The organism is Streptomyces sp. bgisy130 (assembly GCF_057708345.1).
On record NZ_JBYISA010000003.1, the window covers coordinates 351,990 to 369,338 of the forward strand.

General features: G+C 67.4%; 13 protein-coding genes. 5 read left to right on the top strand and 8 right to left on the bottom strand.

Annotated features, from left to right (window positions below):
* Positions 1-6: 6 nt before the first annotated feature.
* From AC3EUV_RS06775 to AC3EUV_RS06785, 3 genes are all read right to left on the bottom strand, one after another.
* Complete coding sequence (locus AC3EUV_RS06775) at positions 7-492, bottom strand: succinate dehydrogenase hydrophobic membrane anchor subunit (protein ID WP_327224914.1); 486 nt, start codon at positions 490-492, stop codon at positions 7-9.
* Between the two features lie 6 nt (positions 493-498).
* A complete protein-coding gene (sdhC, locus tag AC3EUV_RS06780; RefSeq protein WP_085924814.1) occupies positions 499-879 on the bottom strand; it encodes a succinate dehydrogenase, cytochrome b556 subunit in 381 nt (126 codons plus the stop codon).
* 204 nt (positions 880-1,083) lie between these two features.
* Positions 1,084-1,782 (bottom strand): 2-oxo-4-hydroxy-4-carboxy-5-ureidoimidazoline decarboxylase, encoded by a 699-nt coding sequence (locus AC3EUV_RS06785; RefSeq protein WP_435602393.1) that lies wholly within the window; start codon positions 1,780-1,782, stop codon positions 1,084-1,086.
* A 235-nt stretch (positions 1,783-2,017) separates the two neighbouring features.
* On the opposite strand from AC3EUV_RS06785, the gene AC3EUV_RS06790 reads away from it, so the two are divergent.
* Entirely contained in the window at positions 2,018-3,742 is a 1,725-nt protein-coding gene (locus AC3EUV_RS06790; protein ID WP_432141527.1) for a beta-N-acetylhexosaminidase, read from the top strand.
* A 170-nt stretch (positions 3,743-3,912) separates the two neighbouring features.
* Here the strand turns inward: AC3EUV_RS06790 and AC3EUV_RS06795 are convergent, their stop codons facing one another.
* The gene (locus tag AC3EUV_RS06795) at positions 3,913-6,093 is read right to left on the bottom strand and encodes a hemopexin repeat-containing protein (protein WP_432141528.1); all 2,181 of its coding nucleotides are present in this window, start codon (positions 6,091-6,093) and stop codon (positions 3,913-3,915) included.
* Positions 6,094-6,887: 794 nt separating this feature from the next.
* Positions 6,888-7,553 (bottom strand): response regulator, encoded by a 666-nt coding sequence (locus AC3EUV_RS06800; protein WP_432141529.1) that lies wholly within the window; start codon positions 7,551-7,553, stop codon positions 6,888-6,890.
* 778 nt (positions 7,554-8,331) lie between these two features.
* Here AC3EUV_RS06800 and AC3EUV_RS06805 point away from each other — a divergent pair.
* The 3 genes from AC3EUV_RS06805 to AC3EUV_RS06815 all read left to right on the top strand — a co-directional run bounded on the left by AC3EUV_RS06805 (position 8,332) and on the right by AC3EUV_RS06815 (position 12,424).
* On the top strand, positions 8,332-9,459 hold the full coding sequence (locus AC3EUV_RS06805) for a sensor histidine kinase (protein WP_432141530.1): 1,128 nt from the start codon (positions 8,332-8,334) through the stop codon (positions 9,457-9,459).
* A gap of 1,124 nt (positions 9,460-10,583) precedes the next feature.
* Positions 10,584-11,387: an RNA polymerase sigma factor gene (locus AC3EUV_RS06810; protein WP_432141531.1), complete on the top strand. Its 804-nt coding sequence runs from the start codon at positions 10,584-10,586 to the stop codon at positions 11,385-11,387.
* Positions 11,387-12,424, top strand: a complete 1,038-nt coding sequence (locus tag AC3EUV_RS06815; RefSeq protein ID WP_432141532.1) for a hypothetical protein — start codon at positions 11,387-11,389, stop codon at positions 12,422-12,424. Before AC3EUV_RS06810 ends, AC3EUV_RS06815 begins: the two co-directional genes overlap by 1 nt.
* 262 nt (positions 12,425-12,686) lie before the next feature.
* Here AC3EUV_RS06815 and AC3EUV_RS06820 read toward each other — a convergent pair whose 3' ends face one another.
* The gene (locus AC3EUV_RS06820) at positions 12,687-13,556 is read right to left on the bottom strand and encodes a L,D-transpeptidase family protein (protein WP_435602394.1); all 870 of its coding nucleotides are present in this window, start codon (positions 13,554-13,556) and stop codon (positions 12,687-12,689) included.
* Positions 13,557-13,693: 137 nt separating this feature from the next.
* Here AC3EUV_RS06820 and AC3EUV_RS06825 point away from each other — a divergent pair, with 137 nt between their 5' ends.
* On the top strand, positions 13,694-15,292 hold the full coding sequence (locus AC3EUV_RS06825; protein WP_435602395.1) for an acyl-CoA mutase large subunit family protein: 1,599 nt from the start codon (positions 13,694-13,696) through the stop codon (positions 15,290-15,292).
* Positions 15,293-15,319: 27 nt separating this feature from the next.
* On the opposite strand, the gene AC3EUV_RS06830 is transcribed toward AC3EUV_RS06825, so the two are convergent.
* Positions 15,320-16,900 carry a YncE family protein gene (locus AC3EUV_RS06830; RefSeq protein WP_435602397.1) on the bottom strand — a complete coding sequence of 527 codons (1,581 nt, stop codon included), beginning with the start codon at positions 16,898-16,900 and terminating at the stop codon, positions 15,320-15,322.
* A complete protein-coding gene (locus AC3EUV_RS06835) occupies positions 16,863-17,318 on the bottom strand; it encodes a hypothetical protein (RefSeq protein WP_435602399.1) in 456 nt (151 codons plus the stop codon). The genes AC3EUV_RS06830 and AC3EUV_RS06835 overlap by 38 nt, the downstream gene beginning before the upstream one ends.
* Positions 17,319-17,349: the final 31 nt, after the last annotated feature.

Below are 17,349 nucleotides of genomic sequence, written 5' to 3' on the forward strand. Positions count from 1 at the left end.
CCGGCTTCAGGAGATGTTCGGGTCGAAGGTGAAGATCACCAGCGTGCCCAGAAGGACGGTGAACACCGTCGCGGTGTACAGCAGCATCTTCAGCCAGAAGCGGGTGTTGTCCCGCTGTGCGTAGTCGTTGATGACCGTACGCAGGCCGTTGGCGCCGTGCAGCATGGCCAGCCACAGCATCAGCAGGTCCCAGACCTGCCAGAACGGCGAGGCCCAGCGGCCGGCCACGAACGCGAAGCCGATCTTGGAGACGCCGCCGTCGAGGACCAGCTGGATCAGCAGGTGGCCCAGGACCAGGACGACCAGCACGATGCCGGACAGCCGCATGAACAGCCACGCCTGCATCTCGAAGTTGCCACGGGAGGCGCTCCCGGTCTTCTTGGTGCGCTTGCGCGGCGGCTCGATGACCGGGGCCGGGTGATCCACGTCGTAGAGCGAGACGCCGTCCGTCCCGCCCGCCGCCGTGGTCTCTGCGGAGGTGGTTTCAGACATCTCGCGTCAGCTCCCGAACAGCGTGCGCAGGGTGTGCTGCAACACGGGGTAGAAGGCACCGGCCATCAGGACGACCCAGATACCGACAACGGTCCACAGCAGCTGCTTCTGGTACTTCGGGCCCTTGGACCAGAAGTCCACCGCGATGACCCGCAGGCCGTTGAGCGCGTGGAAGAGGATGGCGGCCACCAGGCCGTACTCCATCACGTTGACGATCGGCGTCTTGTAGGTCGCTACGACGTCGTCATACGCCTCGGGGGAGACGCGGACGAGTGCGGTGTCGAGGACGTGAACGAACAGGAAGAAGAAGATGAGGACGCCGGTGACTCGATGAGCCACCCAGGACCACATGCCTTCCCGGCCGCGGTACAGCGTTCCAGCCGGCACGGAAAAACCCTCCGGGAGCGGGGATTGGGGCCAGCCGGCTTCTCTGTCGGTCGGGCCCGGCCGGGTACGGTCCACCGGCCCTGGCCATCGTAGCGACGTGTTGTCGGTTCCTTGCGCCGGGGTCCTTAGGTGTGATCAAACAGGCACCAACGGGCTATCACACAAGCACGAACCGGAATGTTCCAGGTCACAAGCCGCGATCCGTCACGGGCCGGAGGCCGTGAGCCGGGCCAGCCGCCCGCGGGTCAGCCGGCGCAGTTCGTCCGCGGCGACCGCCCGCTCCTCGTCCGGCTCATTGCCCAGCCGGGTGCGGATCCCGGACAGCACCTGGTCGAGCAGCTCCTCGTCGCGGTAGCCGTCCAGGCAGATGACGAAGACATGGCGGAAGCGCCGCTCGTACTCGGCGTGCGCGGCGCGCAGCGCGGTGTGGGCGGCCAGCGTGCCGGGGCCACGGGCGCCGACGAGCGGCTGCGGCGAGAGGGACTCCTCGGCGAGCGCCTCGTCCAGCTCGGCCGTGGTCAGGTCGTAACTGGCCTCGTCGGCCGCGGCGAGCAGGGACTCCGGATCCGGATACGGGCGGTGCGCGGCGACCCGCTCGGCCCAGCGGCGGCTGCCGCAGCAGCTCAGGAGCGTGGCCAGGGCGTCCTCGCGGGGCAGGGTGTTGAAGCGGACGAGCCCGATGCCCTCGGCGCGGGGGTGCGGCAGCGCGGCGCCGCGGACCGGTGAAGATATGCCGCGCCGCGGGGGCTGCGGCGGGCGCAGCGTCGTCGGCCGGGTGGCCGGGATGTCACCGGACAGCGTGGGCCTCCTCGGACGGATGCGAATAGGTCGGTTCGACAGGTGCGGGACGGGCGACTGAAGGAAGCTGGGGGAGAAGCGGACCGAAGCCGGGATGCGTACCAAGCGGCGGCGGGTAGGGCGGTGGTGCGTGTGCGACGTCCCCCCGGCGGTATCCGGCGGATCCGGGAGAGCCCTGTGAAGGGGGTGACGAACGGAGACGCCACGCTAACGACGCTTGGCGACGACTGTCCGACGGATGCGCGAATTTCACCCGGATGGGAGAGCTTTCGCGCGTTCCATGGACGGCCCGCTCCGCACACCTGGCAATGCCTTCGCCCCGAAAAGTGAGGATTGCACGATGTCGAACCCGATGCGGCCGCCGCGCGCCCCGCGGCCCTCGGCCTCCCTGCGCCCCGCGACGACGCCGACGAGGCACACGGGCCCGGCGGCCCGGTCCGCACTGCCGGCCGCGGCGCTCGCCGGTGCCCTGCTGCTCGCCGGCTGCTCCGACACGGCGGACACCGAGCCGCCCGGGAGCACCAGCGCCAAGGTCAACCCCACGTCCGCCGCGGCCACCCCGACCTGGGCGCCGGTGACCGGGACGCCGCAGGTCATCCCCGCCGTCCGCGACTTCCGCCGGGCCGACGGCCCGGGCTGGCGGCCCTCCAAGGGGGCCCGGGTGGTCGTCCCGGCCGGCGAGCAGAGCAATGTCGCCGACGAGGCCCAGCGGATGGCCCGGGACCTCGGACTGACCGTCGTCTACGGCGACCAGACCGTGCAGCCGGGCGACATCGAGGTGAAGATCTCCGGCAAGAACGGTGCCCAGCAGGCGAACAATGTGCCCGTCCAGAGCGCCGCCGACGAGGCCTACACCCTCACCGCCGACGGCACCCGGCTCACTCTCACGGCCCCCACCGACGCCGGAATTTTCTACGGCACCCGCACCGTCAAACAGGCCGTGCACGCGGCCGGCGGCCTGCCCGAGGGCACCATCCAGGACCGGCCCGGCCGTCCGCAGCGCGGCATGTCACTGGACAACGCCCGCAAGCCCTACACCCAGGACTGGATCGAGGCCCGGATCCGGGAGATCGCCGATCTCAAGCTCAACCAGTTCCAGCTGCACTTCTCCGACGACCAGGGCTTCCGCATCCAGAGCGACACCCACCCAGAGATCGTCTCCGCCGACCATCTCACCAAGGCCCAGATCCGCCAGATCATCGCGCTCGCACGCAGCCTGCACATCTCCGTCGTCCCGGAACTCGACTCACCGGGCCACCTGGGCGCCGTGCTCAAGCACTATCCCGACCTGCTGCTGCGCCGCGCATCGGGCAGCGTGGTCCCCGGTGCGATCGATATCTCCAACCCCAAGGCGGCCCCGCTGATCGACTCGCTGCTGAAGGAAATGAGCGAGCTGTTCACCAACCCCAAGGGCGCGCCCGCCTACTGGCACCTGGGCGGCGATGAGTACCAGGCCCTGCTGTCGTCCACCCCGTCGACCACATATCCGCAGCTCACCCGGGCCGCACGGCAGAAGTACGGACCCAACGGCACCATCGCGGACCTGACGACCGGCTGGCTCAACGACCGGCAGAAGACCGTGGAGGCGAAGGGCAAGAACCGCATCGAGGCATGGAACGACGGATTCTTCTCCAGCCCGCGGGTGTCCCCCGACAAGAACCGGATGGTCGACTACTGGACCGGAAAGGAAGCCGGGCACCGTGACCCCGCGGAGTTCCTGCGCGAGGGCCGCAACGTCATGAACTTCAACGACGAGTACCTCTACTACGTCCTCGGCGAGCCCAACCAGTTCGTCTACCCGACCGGCCAGCGGATCTACGAGAGCTGGACCCCGCTGGTGATCCGCGGTACCCGGCCGGTGTCGGTGCCCGCGAACCTGACCGGCCCGGACCGGATTCCCGGGGCGCGCTTCGCGATCTGGAGCGACCTGGCACAGGCGCAGACCCAGGCGCAGGTGGCCACCGGAATCCGGCTGCCGCTGGCGGCACTGGCGCAGAAGACCTGGGACCCGCGGACGCCCGCCCTGTCCTGGACGGGCTTCAAGGCGCTGGCTGACCGGGTGTGAGCCTGAGTGGAGTCCAACCCGTCGGGACGGCCCTCTTCGTCTTTCGGGATGCAAACGCATTCCGAAAGACGAAGAGGGATTTATCTACCCACCTGACCTGGTCATTCAGTCATGTGTGAACTGCGCCGCACGGTCAATCAACGGCTTTCGATGCAGAGATCATCGGCGATTCACAATTCATCGTGAGGATGGCCCGCGGGAGCGGTGGCCGTTGCGGGCCAGGCGGCATCGATCCACTGCTCATCAGCGTCGAAGCGGTCAGCGGTCGTGTTGTAACGAACGCACCTATTTCCGACGAAGAACCAGACCTTATCCTGTGAGGAATTGCCCTTGGGTATGCCAACAGCCGTATCCATTCCCCAGGAGTAAGGAGTGCCCTTCAGTCCCTGCCAACGCTCGCCGATGGATTTGATGCCGTAAAGTATTCGATCGGTCTCAGTGTTGTAATGGACGTATTGGTCTCCACTGAAGAACCAGACCTCATTAGCTGCGTTGGTGGGGACGGCGGCATCGATCCCATGAGTGAAGGGGGTGTTTTGCAGCCCGGGCCAGCCGTCGTGGATCGAACGCGGTCCTGAAGCGATTTGGTTGGTGCTCGTGTTGTAGCGCACGTATTGATTGCCGCTGAAGAGCCAGACATCATTAGTTCCGCTCTTCTCCACGGCCGAGTCAATATGCTTGGCGAAGCGGGTGCCCGCCAGTCCGGACCAGCCCTCGGTGATGGCGTTCGGTCCTGCGAGGATGGTGTTATTGTCCCTGTCGTACTTAATGCAGCGATTCCTCTTGAACAGCCACACTTCATTGTCAGACCCTCGTGTGACAGCGGCATCAAGGTCAGTGGTGAAGTCCGGCCGCAGCCCCGGCCATCCCTCGCTGATGGATTTCGGGCCGATAGTTATCTGTTCGTTCTCAGTGTCGTAACGGGCGTATTGGTCGCCGCTGAAGAACCAGACCTGCTTCGTTCCAATGACTTCGACGGCGGCGTCGATTTGGTTGGCGAAGCGGGTGTTCGCCAGCCCGGGCCAGGCTTCGCCGATGGACCTCACCGGGTCGCTTGCATCGGTCAACGGGTCGTAGCGGATGCATTGGTCACCTCTAAAGAGGTAGACCAAATCGGAACCGTCCAGGGGGAACGCCGCGTCGATACCGTTGACGAAGGAGGTCCCTTGCAGCCCGGTCCAGCCGTCGCGGATGGAACGAGGGCCTGACACGATTTGATTGGTGGCATGGTTGTAGCGGACGTACTGGTCACCGCAGAAGAACCATGCCTCATCGGTGGCGCTTTCCTTGATGAGGGCTGCGTCGATTTGGTTGTCGAAGCGTGTGCCTATCAGTCCGGGAAAAGTACGGTAGATTGGGCTCGGGTCTTTTACGAGGGTATCATGCTGCACGTTGTAGACGACGCTTTGGTTACCGCGCATGAACCAGATGTCACGGCGATCCTTGACGACGGCCGCACTGATGCCCAGGTGGAAGGACCTCGACGAGATGGGGATATCGTGAAATTGATACTCGCCCGACTCCGCGGTCGTATCGGTAGACCTTCTGCTGCGTGCAGTGGGTACGCAGAACCCGATTCCGATGAGGGCTCCAAGCACGCTCGCCATGCGGACGACGGAGTTTCTCGTGCGGCCTTCAACATCCATCGAAAGAGTGTCCGAGTTGGCCACGGTCGCGCTGGCGATATAGTGGGAACTCGTTTGCTCCGTGCCGACGCTGAATCCGTCATCATTTAGTGAGTGCGTGTACGGAATCGCTCCTTGAATGTTCGCGACGGGAATTCCGCCGCGTGCAGCCCATTCGTTCTGCCTTCTATACCTGGCGTCGGTATCAGAAAGGATGTCCAGCGTGTCCTCGTTCTCGGTCGCACTAATTGCCGCACGCAGAGAGTTGTTTACGCCGTAGAAATTGCTATCCGCTCGGATTCTGTACAGCCACACGGTCAGGCCGTTGTCCGCGGCCAGTAGATTCCTGATATGGGTCCGCTCCGCCCACTCCCGAGAGGTGGTGGTGGAAACATATGCACTGTCAACGACCCGCTCGCCTGCGGCATTCGTTCGCGTCACGTGCTGAAGGAAATTACGATTGGTGCCATGCGGTTGGAACCCTGGCCCTTGGCCATCACTTCCCCAGATCTCTTCCGGGCTGCGGGTGTCCACTCGCCATACCACGTTCGGATACCCATTGGATTCCGGATCGTTGGCCAGCTGTAGCGAGCCGGCGTTCAGGGTCCCTTGACGGCCTGCGGAATCGATGAGTCGGCTTCCGCCGACGAGTGCAGTTGCCGCAACAACGGCTATGGATGTAGCGATGGATCGGCGACTTGGTTTCCATTCCTGATGATTTCCCATGGTCTTTCCTCTCGTGAAAGGTTTTTGCGGATCCCTGGTGGAGATTGATTGCCCCGGCTGGGGGTGCTCCTAGGCCGCGACCGCCGGCACGAGGTCCTCGTGAAGGTTCGACTCGTCCGGTCCGACGGGAAGGAACTCGTCAACAACGCGGCGAGCTGGCATGAACGGGATCGCGGGATGCCGGCTCGTTCGCGTCCGCGTACGTCGCGGCCCTCGCGCGGGGCCGGTACTGGACTCGCCGGGGCGAGGTTCTCCTCAGTCAGGTCGGGGCATGCAGGGACAGGCTTTCCGGTGCGGCCATCGCGCTGATGCCCTTCAGGATCTTCGTCGTTCCCGAAGGGTGAGCCAGTGACCGTTCTGCTATGCAGGCGTCCACCCCAAAGCGGAGCAAAACGCATGAATCGGGCGTAACTCGGTGCACCATTTCCCAGGACGCAAGCCACTGCCCCTCGCTGGTCTCACGAACAGTCGCCTGCACGCTTCGGCGACCTTCGCCGCGTCAACTCTCAACCCCCGCCGTCTTCTCCGGGAGTCGTAATTGGGTGACTATGGACGTCCATTAGTTGACACTTCTGGACACCGCCGGAGCTGCCGCTTCCTGCGCCGAGGAGGCGTTCACGCTCCCGGACAGGCACGGCACGGTCCGATGACTGTCGCGCGTGGCTCGACTCATCCGTCCCTTCGCTGCCGCCCGTTATCGGGGCTTCGCCGGGGCAAGCCGCCAGCGCCAGCTCACGGGAGCCGCAACAGCACTGCCCCGACTCCTGCTGCCACGACGCTCCGTCGGACAGTCCCTATCGCCGCGTGTCGATCAGACCCGCCTCGTAGGCGAGGATTGCCGCCTGGGTGCGGTTTTGCAGTCCGAGTTTGCTGAGTATCCGGGAGGCATAGGTCTTCACGCTGGCCTGTGACAAGTGCAGGCGCTGGGCGATTTGAGCATTGGTCAGGCCCATGCCTATGAGCTCCAGCACCCGCTGCTCGCTCGCGTTGAGCTGGGCCAGTTGCTGCGCCAGGGCTTCGGTGCGGACCCGGCTGGTGGTGGTCGAAGCGCGACGCACAAGGGTGTCGAGTACCTCCGGCGAGATGACCCGGCCACCGACGAGCACGGTCCGCAGGGCAGAGAGCAGCTGTTGCGGACACAGGTCCTTCAGCAGGAACCCGGAGGCCCCTGCCTCCAGGGCTTCCAACACCCGGTCATCGACCTCGAAGTTGGTGAGCATCAGCACTTTGGGCGGATCAGTGAACTGCATCAGCTGCTTCGTCGCCGCGATCCCGTCGACGCGTGGCATCCGTACGTCCATGAGCACGACGTCGGGACGGTGGGTGCGGGCCTTCGCGAGGGCATCCGCGCCGTCTCCCGCTTCGGCGACCACTTCGAACTCGGGAGTGGAGTCCAGTAACAGGCACAGGCTGGACCTAAGCAGTGCCTGATCGTCGACCACCAACACAGATGCGGTCACGCGGACTCCCTCCCTGTTAATTTAGACGCCGCTACGTCGACGCGCCGATTCCATCCTCGATCGTTCCGATCTTTTCATGGATAAGGGCGCGGAGTTCGAGCCTGTCAGGTACCTGCCGAACACCTCTCGATTCATGTCCTTGTGCCGTGCCTTGCCCAGGAAGGCAGATGACTCCGCTCTTCTGCCCTTACCTGATGACGATGCGGCAATGCACCTACACCTTTTGTTGGGTTCCCACCGTAAGGAAACCGTCAGCTATTCGATGGATTTTGTGGGTTAGGGTTGATCCGACGCGATGTCAGGCTTCCGAGATACCGAAAGCAAACCCATGATCCTCTGTTTCACACCCCGCCACGGCTCACAGGTCGTGCCCCCCGGCGCACCTCGCAGTCGACGCCCGGGCGAGGCATGACGGTCGGCAGGGACTGGCCAACTATTCCTCCCGCACCATTCGTCACGTGTCACCTTCAAACCCCGCCGGAATCGGAGCCTTTGGGCATCGCACTCAGCAGTTCTGCTCGGGGCCGTGCGATGACAGGCGCTCAAGTCGACATTCGGTTCACAAAGACATACGGAAATGAACACCAAACACCCCCTACATCTGGACGGTCCAGCCAGAGGCGGTCTGAAACACGGCCACTCTGCGATCCCGTTGTCCCAAGGCAACGAGCGACTCGATTCCGCGCGAGCCGCCTGGGGGCAAACCGCGTGGGGGTCCTTGACGGCCCTGACCGCTCGCTACGGGGGGCACAGGGACCGGCTCTGCGACGGTGGCATCGTGCTGCTCACGGCAGTCGTGCCGTGCCTGCAGACCGATGCTCTGACTGCCACCGGTCTGGTGCGCAGCTACCCCGCCGCTGCGGCAATCGCTGTCGGCTCCGCGGCGACGTTCGTGCTGCGCCGACGCATTCCCGAACTGTGCCTGTTTGCAGGGCTTGCGTCCAGCTTCGCCTCTGACGTACGGACGTCGCTGTTCGCCGCCGCATACGCCGTCGCCCGCTACGGCGGGCGGCTCCGGTTCGTGCTCGTGACACTCGCCGCTGCGGTATACCTATCCACCCGGCATCCCCTCGGCATGGCCGGCGGCACCGAACAGGCGCTGTACTACGCCGTCGTTGCGGAGGTCGCCTTTCCGGCGGTTTTCGGTGGGCTCATCCGGCATCACAAGTCGGTGCGCGAGCTGCTGCGAGAACGGCTGGAGATGTCCGGGGCCGCCGTCGACGGCGCCGCCCGCTTCGCCCTGCTGGAGGAACGCACCCGGCTGGCCTTCAACATCCATGACCACATCGGCCACCAGGCCACGTTTCTGGCGCTCAGGGCGAGCGAGCTCGAGCGGGCGCCGAACCTCCCCGAAGGGGTCCATGCGCACGCCCTGGCGCTGCGGGAATCGGCGCAGCAAGTGATGGCCGACCTCCGGCGGATGCTTGAGGTACTGCGGCAGGGCGACGCATGGCAGGCAGCGGCCTTCTGCCCGAGCAACGGCGCGCAGTTCTTGGCCGGCCTCGTGCGCAATATGACTGCGGTGGGCATGGTCGCCGAATACCGGCAGCACGGGCCTGTCAGGGTGCTGCCCACGAGGACCGAGCAGCTCATCTACCACGTCATTCGTGAGGCCTTCACCAACACGGCCAAGTACGCCCCCGGTGCAACAGTCCTGGCCGAGCTCTTCTTCGAAGAGAACCGGGTGGTGCTGGAAGTGCGCAACGGCCCGCCGTTCCGTGCCATGTCACTTCGCAGCTCTGGCGGTATGGGCCTGACTGGGCTGCGCCTGCGCGTCGCCGAGACCGGAGGGCAGCTGATCGCGGGGCCGCTGCGGGACGGGGGCTTCCGGGTATGGGCCGTGTTGCCCACACCCCCTGACGACATCTCGCCGACTGATCCCTCCCTCTTGCCCCAGGAGACCTGAACGTCTCCTTCGAAAGCCGTGCCGCAACCTGGAGATCCTGGTGATGTCCATCCGCGCCCTGATCGTCGAGGCGCAGCCCATCCTCCGCGTGGCCACCTTCCGTGAGCGGCTGGAGGCCGCCTTCGGTAGCGAAGGGTTCGAGGCAGTGACCGCGCGAGTTGCAGATCGAGCGGGGCGTTCTCGCAGCGCTCGGCGGCGACTGCCGCACCGCCTGCTCGATCCACGCCGCATACGCCGCCGCGACATCTTGACCGTGCGCGGTGGCGGGGCAACAGGCAGAGCTGGATCTCCCGGAGAGGTTCCGCATCCACGACTGGCGTCACAGCAAGGTCACGAACGGTCTAGAAGCAGGTGAGAATCCCGTTGAGGTATCCGCGAATGTGAGGCACCACTCACCCGGCTACACCATGGCCCAGTACGGAAAGAGCCGAACCCAAGGTGCCCGCAAGCCGGCCGCCGGGACGGCGCAGCGTATCGGTTTGGGGAAGATCGGGTGAGCCGCCAGATGCGTTGGTCACGTGGTTGGTCACGGCGGTGGCGTGGCCGTCACGTAACTCCAGGTCAGAGGCCAGAGAGGTACGAGGACGGCCGGGGCCGCCACCCCCCACAGGAGAGGCCCCGGCCGTCGTTCGCGAAGGGCCGGTGACGGCCCCTATCCGATACAGCGCCAGACGGCGCGAAAGCGTCACACGGGGTACGGGCAGGGGTACGGCTAGTGGTCTGGACGCGGGCCCGGACAGGCCCGTAACGTGCGGATCCGCGCTGGTCGGCGCACTGTTCGTGGCGCTTTCCGCGGCCCGGGGAGCCGTCCTCCCCGGGGGTGCCGGAGGGGTCCCGGCAGGCACCTCGCCGGGGTACCGGTGAAGCCGTGCGCGTCCGCCTTCCCGGCCCCGCCGGAGCGGGCGGTGCGCCCCTCCCGGGTGCGGCGCGCGCCGGCGCACGCGTTACGGTCAGCAGGAACAACCGGGTTACCGGGGGTTTTCGGCCGACCGTGGCCGACGGCAGGCGGTAGCCGGCACAGCTCCGGCGCACAGACGGAGCGGAGCCGGTGGCGTGGGCCGGGTGAGAGCGAGAAAGCAGCAAGGACCGGGCGGCGGACATTCCACGTGCGACAGGATGGACCCGTGCGAGGGGACGACATTCAGCCGGACGACCGTCGGCTGACGGTGGCCGTACAGGCGGCGCAGGACGGCGACGAGGCGGCGTTCCGTACCGTCTACCGCGCCGTACATCCCCGACTTCTGGGATATGTACGGACCTTGGTGAGCGAACCGGACGTAGAGGACGTCACCTCCGAAGCCTGGCTCCAGATCACCCGTGACCTCGCCCGCTTCAGCGGCGACGCCGACCGCTTCCGCGGCTGGGCCGCCCGTATCGCCCGCAACCGCGCCCTGGACCACATCCGGATGCGCGGCCGCCGCCCGGCGATCGGCGGCGACGAAAGCGAACTGGCCGAGACCCCGGGCGCGTCCGACACCGCGGGCGAGGCACTCGAAGCCCTCGGCACCGGCCGCACCATGCGGCTGATAGCCCGGCTGCCGCAGGACCAGGCCGAGGCCGTGGTGCTCCGGGTGGTGGTCGGGCTCGACGCCAAGAGCGCCGCGGAGGTGCTCGGCAAACGGGCCGGCGCGGTACGCACCGCCGCCCACCGCGGACTGAAACGGCTCGCCGAGCTCCTCGGCGAGGAACCGGGCGGCGGCCGGGACACCCGGCAGGACAGCAGTCAGGGCAGCAGTCAGGACGGCGGCGAAGACGGCGCCGGCCAGCAGGAAGGCGCCCCCACCGGCCGGCCCGCGGCGGGCCCGCGCCGAGGTGGTGGAACGGTGAGTGGGGTGCCCGTACAGGGCAGAAGGCGCCGCGACGGCATGGCGGAATCGTACGTACCAGGTGTGACGGAAACGGCCGCACGAACGCAGAAGGACATGTGATGGCCGACGACCGGTACAACTGGCTCGACAAGGACACCGCGGAGCGATTGCTGCGCGGTGAACAGGTCAGTGCCCGGCACGGTGACGGCGCACGCGAACTCGAACAGCTCCTCCAGGCCGCCGCCGCGGTCGGGGGCAAGACGCCCGGCACCGCCGAACTCCCCGGCGAAGATGCCGCCGTCGCCGCGTTCCGGCAGGCCGCCCGCGGTGCCCAGCACCGCGCCGCCGCCGAACCGCTCCCGAACGGCCGCACCGCACGCGCCACGGGCTCCGTCGAACGCACCCGCCTCGGCCGCCCCTTCCGGCGCGGCTTCGCCGTGGCCCTCGCCGCCTGCGCGATCGGCGGCGTCGCCGTCGGCGCCGGCACCGGCGTGCTGCCCAGCCCCTTCCGCGGCGCCGAACCCGACCCCGCCTCCAGCGTCTCCGCCGCCGAGACCCCCGGGCCGCTCGACACCCGCCGGCCCGGCGCCCAGACCGACGGCACCACGGGACACACCCCCGACCCCACCCCCGGCGGCAGGTCCGCCGGACCCTCCGACACCCCCGCACCCGGCAGCAGTTCCGGCGCCACCAGGAATCCCGGCCGCGGCACCTCCGGCGGCGGTAGCGGCCGCGACGAGAGACCCGGCCACAAGGGCACCGCGCAGCCCGGCAACGGCGACCGGAAGAACGCGCTGCTCGCCGTCTGCCGGAGCTATGAGTCCGGCAAGCGGGACGGCATGGACCGCGACACGCTGCGCAGCCTCGAACGCAAGGCCGGCGGCGCCGACAAGGTGCACCTCTTCTGCCGCACCTACCTGGCGCGCTACGAGAACGGCGGCAGCTCGGGCGCCGACGACGGCTTCGGCGGCGACACGGGCAGCACCGGCGGCACCGGACAGAGCGGCGGCACGGGCAGCGACGAGGACGACGACGAACACCCCTCCCAGACGCCCGGCACCACCCCCGGCTCCGGCACGTCCACCCCGGCCTCGACGCCCTCGGTGACCACCACAGACCCCGGTGACGCCACCCCGAGCGACACCGCCACCCCGTAGGTGTGACGTTTTTTGATCCGCTGACGCAGTACTGAGTGAGCCGACTGGTCATCGGCTGCGCGAAGAGCCGGGGTTCCCCCCGTACCCACGGCTCAGCGCAACTGGCGCGGGCGGGGCACGTTCCCCCGGCCCTGCCCGCGCCGCTCCCCCCTCTTTGCGCCTTAAGCCGGCGCGCGCTTTCGCGGAGGTGGATCCGTGGGTGGGGGTGGCTCAGTTTTCGCTTCGGTCAAAGAGTGCTTCCGCTGCTTCTATGAGAGTGCGGCTAGTGGTGGATGACCACCTTGGTGCCCGGCTTTACGGTGTTGAACAGGGGGGCCAGTTTTTTCTTGTTGCGGACGTTGACGCAGCCGTGGGAGGCGCCGCGGTAGCCGTGGGCGGCGAAGTCTGCGGAGTAGTGGACCGCCTGGCCGCCGCTGAAGAACATCGCGTAGGGCATGGCCGTGTGGTAGAGCGTCGAGAGGTGATGGCGGCTCTTGAAGGTGATGTGGAAGGTGCCCTCGCGGGTGGGGGTGTACTGCGAGCCGAAGCGGACGTCCATCGCCGAGACGACCCGGCCGTCGACCACCCAGGCGAGCGTGTTGCTCCGCTTGCTGATGCAGATCACCCTGCCCCGCATACAGCGCGGATCGGGGGCGCTGACCGGCCGGGTGGTGGGCGGGTCGAGCTGCGCGTGCGACGGCCGGCGGGTCTGGGACCGCAGGGCGCGCCAGGCCGCGGGCTGCACCGTGCCCGTACGGGGCAGGCCCTGCCGCCGCTGGAAGGCGCGGACCGCGGTGGCGGTGACCGAGCCGTAATAGCCCGTGGGAGCGCGGCCGAACAGGCCCAGCTGGGCCAGCCGCGCCTGGAGTTCGCGGACCTTTGCGCCGCGTGAGCCCGGCGCCATCAGCGGTCTGGGGGCCGGCCGGTGGTGGGCGGTCCAGGGCTGCGGCTTGGTGGTGTGCCGGGCGGGGGCCGGCCGCGTGTGACGGCCGAGGGGTGGGGGAGCGGGAGTGGTGGGGGCGTAGCGGACGCCCTTGCCGTCCGGTGAACCGGCCCCGGTGATCGTCACCGGGCGGCAGCCCACCGCGAGCGCCGCCACCACCAGCACCGCGGCCACCGCCGGCGCCGTACGTCTTCCCCTGCTCCGCTGCATGCGCAACCCCCGGATCTCGGCGGCCCGACCGGCCACCGGTGACTCTTCCCAGTGCTGCGCGGCGGCGAACCTGCGGGCATGCTGTGAGCAAGGCGTAAACCCTGACGAACCGGTCACCCACTGGGAGGCGTACCCCCATGGCGCACGAGTCGGGCAGTGTGCGGCACAACGAGAGCGGTCTGCCCATCGAGCCTGTGTACGGGCCGGCGGCGCTGGACGGCTGGGACCCGGAGCGCCGGCTCGGTGCGCCCGGGGCCTACCCCTTCACCCGTGGGGTGTATCCGTCGATGTACACCGGGCGGCCCTGGACGATGCGGCAGTACGCCGGCTTCGGCACCGCGCGCGAATCCAACGCCCGCTACCGGCAGCTGATCGCCCACGGCACGACCGGGCTGTCGGTCGCCTTCGACCTGCCGACGCAGATGGGGCACGACTCGGACACCCCGATCGCCTCCGGCGAGGTCGGCAAGGTCGGGGTGGCCATCGACTCCGTCGAGGACATGCGGGTGCTGCTCGGCGGCATCCCGCTGGACCGGGTGTCGACGTCGATGACGATCAACGCACCCGCCGCGCTGCTGCTGCTCCTCTACCAACTCGTGGGGGAGGAGGAAGGGGTGGCGGCCGGTCAGCTGAACGGGACCATCCAGAACGATGTGCTCAAGGAGTACATCGCACGGGGCACCTATATCTTCCCGCCGCAGCCGTCGTTGCGGCTGACCGCGGACATCTTCCAGTACTGCCGGGCCGAGATCCCCCGGTGGAACACCATCTCCATCTCCGGCTACCACATGGCCGAGGCGGGCGCCTCGCCCGCGCAGGAGATCGCCTTCACGCTCGCCAACGGCATCGCCTATGTGCGCACGGCCGTGGCCGCCGGAATGGACGTGGACGACTTCGCGCCCCGGCTGTCGTTCTTCTTCGTCTCGCGCACCACGCTGCTCGAAGAGGTCGCCAAGTTCCGTGCCGCGCGCCGGATCTGGGCCCGGGTGATGCGGGAGGAGTTCGGGGCGGCGAACCCCAAGTCGATGATGCTGCGCTTCCACACCCAGACCGCCGGGGTGCAGCTCACCGCCCAGCAGCCCGAGGTGAACCTCGCCCGGGTCACCGTGCAGGGGCTCGCCGCCGTGCTCGGCGGCACCCAGTCGCTGCACACCAACTCCTTCGACGAGGCCATCGCACTGCCCACGGACAAGTCGGCCCGGCTCGCGCTGCGCACCCAGCAGGTGCTCGCGTACGAGACCGATGTGACCGCCACCGTCGACCCGTTCGCCGGGTCCTACGCCGTCGAGTCGATGACCGACGACGTGGAGGAGGCCGCCGTGGCGCTCATGCGGCGGGTCGAGGACATGGGCGGTGCGGTGGCCGCCATCGAGCGGGGCTTCCAGAAGGACGAGATCGAGCGCAACGCCTACCGCATCGCGCAGGAGACGGACGCCGGCGAGCGCGTCGTGGTCGGCGTCAACCGCTTCCAGCTGGACGAGGAGGAGCCCTACGAGCCGCTGCGGGTCGACCCCGCGATCGAGGCCCAGCAGGTCGAACGGCTCGCCACCCTGCGGGGCCGCCGCAACCAGCGCACGGTCTCCGCGGCCCTCGGCGATCTCCAGAAGGCCGCCGAGGGCCCGGACAACGTCCTCTACCCCATGCGGGAGGCACTGCGCGCACGGGCGACGGTGGGGGAGGTGTGCGAGGCGCTGCGGGGGGTGTGGGGGACGTATGTGCCGACGGATGCTTTCTGAGCGGCGGGCGGGTGGTGCGGCCCTGCGCTACGACCTGGCCGGGGCACCGGGCAGCACACCGGAGAGCCGCAACAGCTTGCCCTGCCGGTTGCTGACGTAGATCCAGCCGTGGTCGCGGTCCAGCCCGATGCCGCAGACCGCACCGAGACCGTCGGCCACCACGCGCCGACGGCCCTTGGCCTCGCCGTCAGCCACGACGACCTCGTGCAACTTGCCGCCGCTCGAATCGGCGACGTATGCGTGGACCGCGCCATCCAGCGCCACGCGGACGCTGTTCCCAAGGTTGCTGGCCACGACCTGCGGGGCGCCGCCGTCTGCCGTCAGGTCGGCCTCGTACAGCCCGCCGCGGTCGTACTGGCCGATGTACGCTTTGCCCCCGTTCAGCGCCACTCCGGCGGCCCTCGGCACATCCCAGGTGCGCTGCTTCTTCGCCGGCCGGCTGGTCAGGTCGAACTCGATCAGCTTCCCGCTTTCGACGTCGGTGACATAAGCCCTGTTGCCCGGCAGGTCCAGCGCGAGGCCATCGGCCGTCCCCAACCCGGTGGCGAGCTCGACGGGAGCCACTTTCGGGCTCGTCCGCTCTTCGCTGCCGTCCTTGTGAAGAGGGTGATCCTTCATATCGAAGTTGAGCTTTTCCAGCTCGAAGACCTCGTGCACCCCGGCGAGGGTGGAAACGACCTCGGCCTCCCCTTTTTGCATGAACGGCTTGCCGTCATCGGTCAGGTCGAAGGTCTCCGCAGTCGTACCGGTCTCGCCGAGTTTCCAGGCAAGCACCTTGGAGTATTTCGGCTCCTTGGCCTGCGGGCCGTCCTGCCAGGTCTCCTTGACCTCCACCGGCTCGGGGTAGTGCAAAGCGACCCACCCGCCGAAGGAGACCGGGAATTCGTAGTCGAACCTCCGCACCTGACGGCGCTGCGTGGCCAGGACGTCGACCCGGCTGCCAACCGGCCCGCTCAGCGTGGACGAGGTCTTGAACGAAGTGGTCAGCGAACCACTGACCGAGGCAGTGATCCCCAGCATCAGCTGTGCCGACAACTCCCCGGTGCCGGTGGCGGTACTCGTGGCCGTTGTCGTGCTTGTCGCCTGTGACTGCGACTCCGCGTCCGTACCCTGATTGTCCTTGCTGTTCTTCAGGGTGATCTTCTCGGACTGGTTCATCGCCATGCTCTTCTGCAATTGCTGTTGCAGTGATGCGGTGGTTTTTGCTCCGAAAGTAAGCTGCATCTGTCCCTGGAGCGACCAGCTGATGGTGTTCGAAATCGAGAATTCGACGGTGTGTGACCAAGTGGTGGGGGTGGGGTCGGTTCGATTGACGAACGTCTGCTTGGAGATCACGTCAGGAGGGGGCTGTGCAATGTCGCCGCGCTCTTCGACGAGCGGTACACCCACCGTCATGTAAGCGCGCCACCCGCGCTGGTGCGCCGCATCCTCATCCCCGGGAAAGTCGCCGAACCGCCCCTTGTTCAACGAAAACCCGGTGGGGGAGACATACCGGTCCGTGCCGTCCGGTGCGTGAGCTGTTTTCCGGCCCGGCGTCGGCGTGACCGAATGGGAAGTCGTCAGGCCGCCCTCACCACTTGACCGACCCATCGGCAGCCCTCTGGACATTTTTGACCGAGGTGTAGTTGCCCTTTCTCGACTCCGCCAGCTTTTCGTCGCTGGTCTTTGGCTGGTCTTTGCCCTCGATCTCCACCTCCACCTTCTTGAATGCCTCGTCCTTGGCCGAGGACGCCATACCGGATGTCGATTCGGGGTTTTCGCTGGCTTCCCGCTGCGTGGCGGCTGCTGTTTGGGTGTTCTGGAAGAGCGGGGTGAGGAAGTTGCTCATGATGCTGAGCGCCTCGGGCGACGTCTCGCGAATGATCTTCGGGTCGCGCGCGGTTTCCGGAATGCCGTCGTAGAGCTCCGGGTCGACCCCTTCCCGTTCGGGCCAGGCGCCAGGAATTTTCTCATTGACCTTTTGGGCGGACTCTTCGGCGGACTTGGCTTCACTTCCGCCGCTGTCGAAGATGTTCTTGAAAGTCATGAACTTCCCTCCGGATCTGGATGGTTGTCAG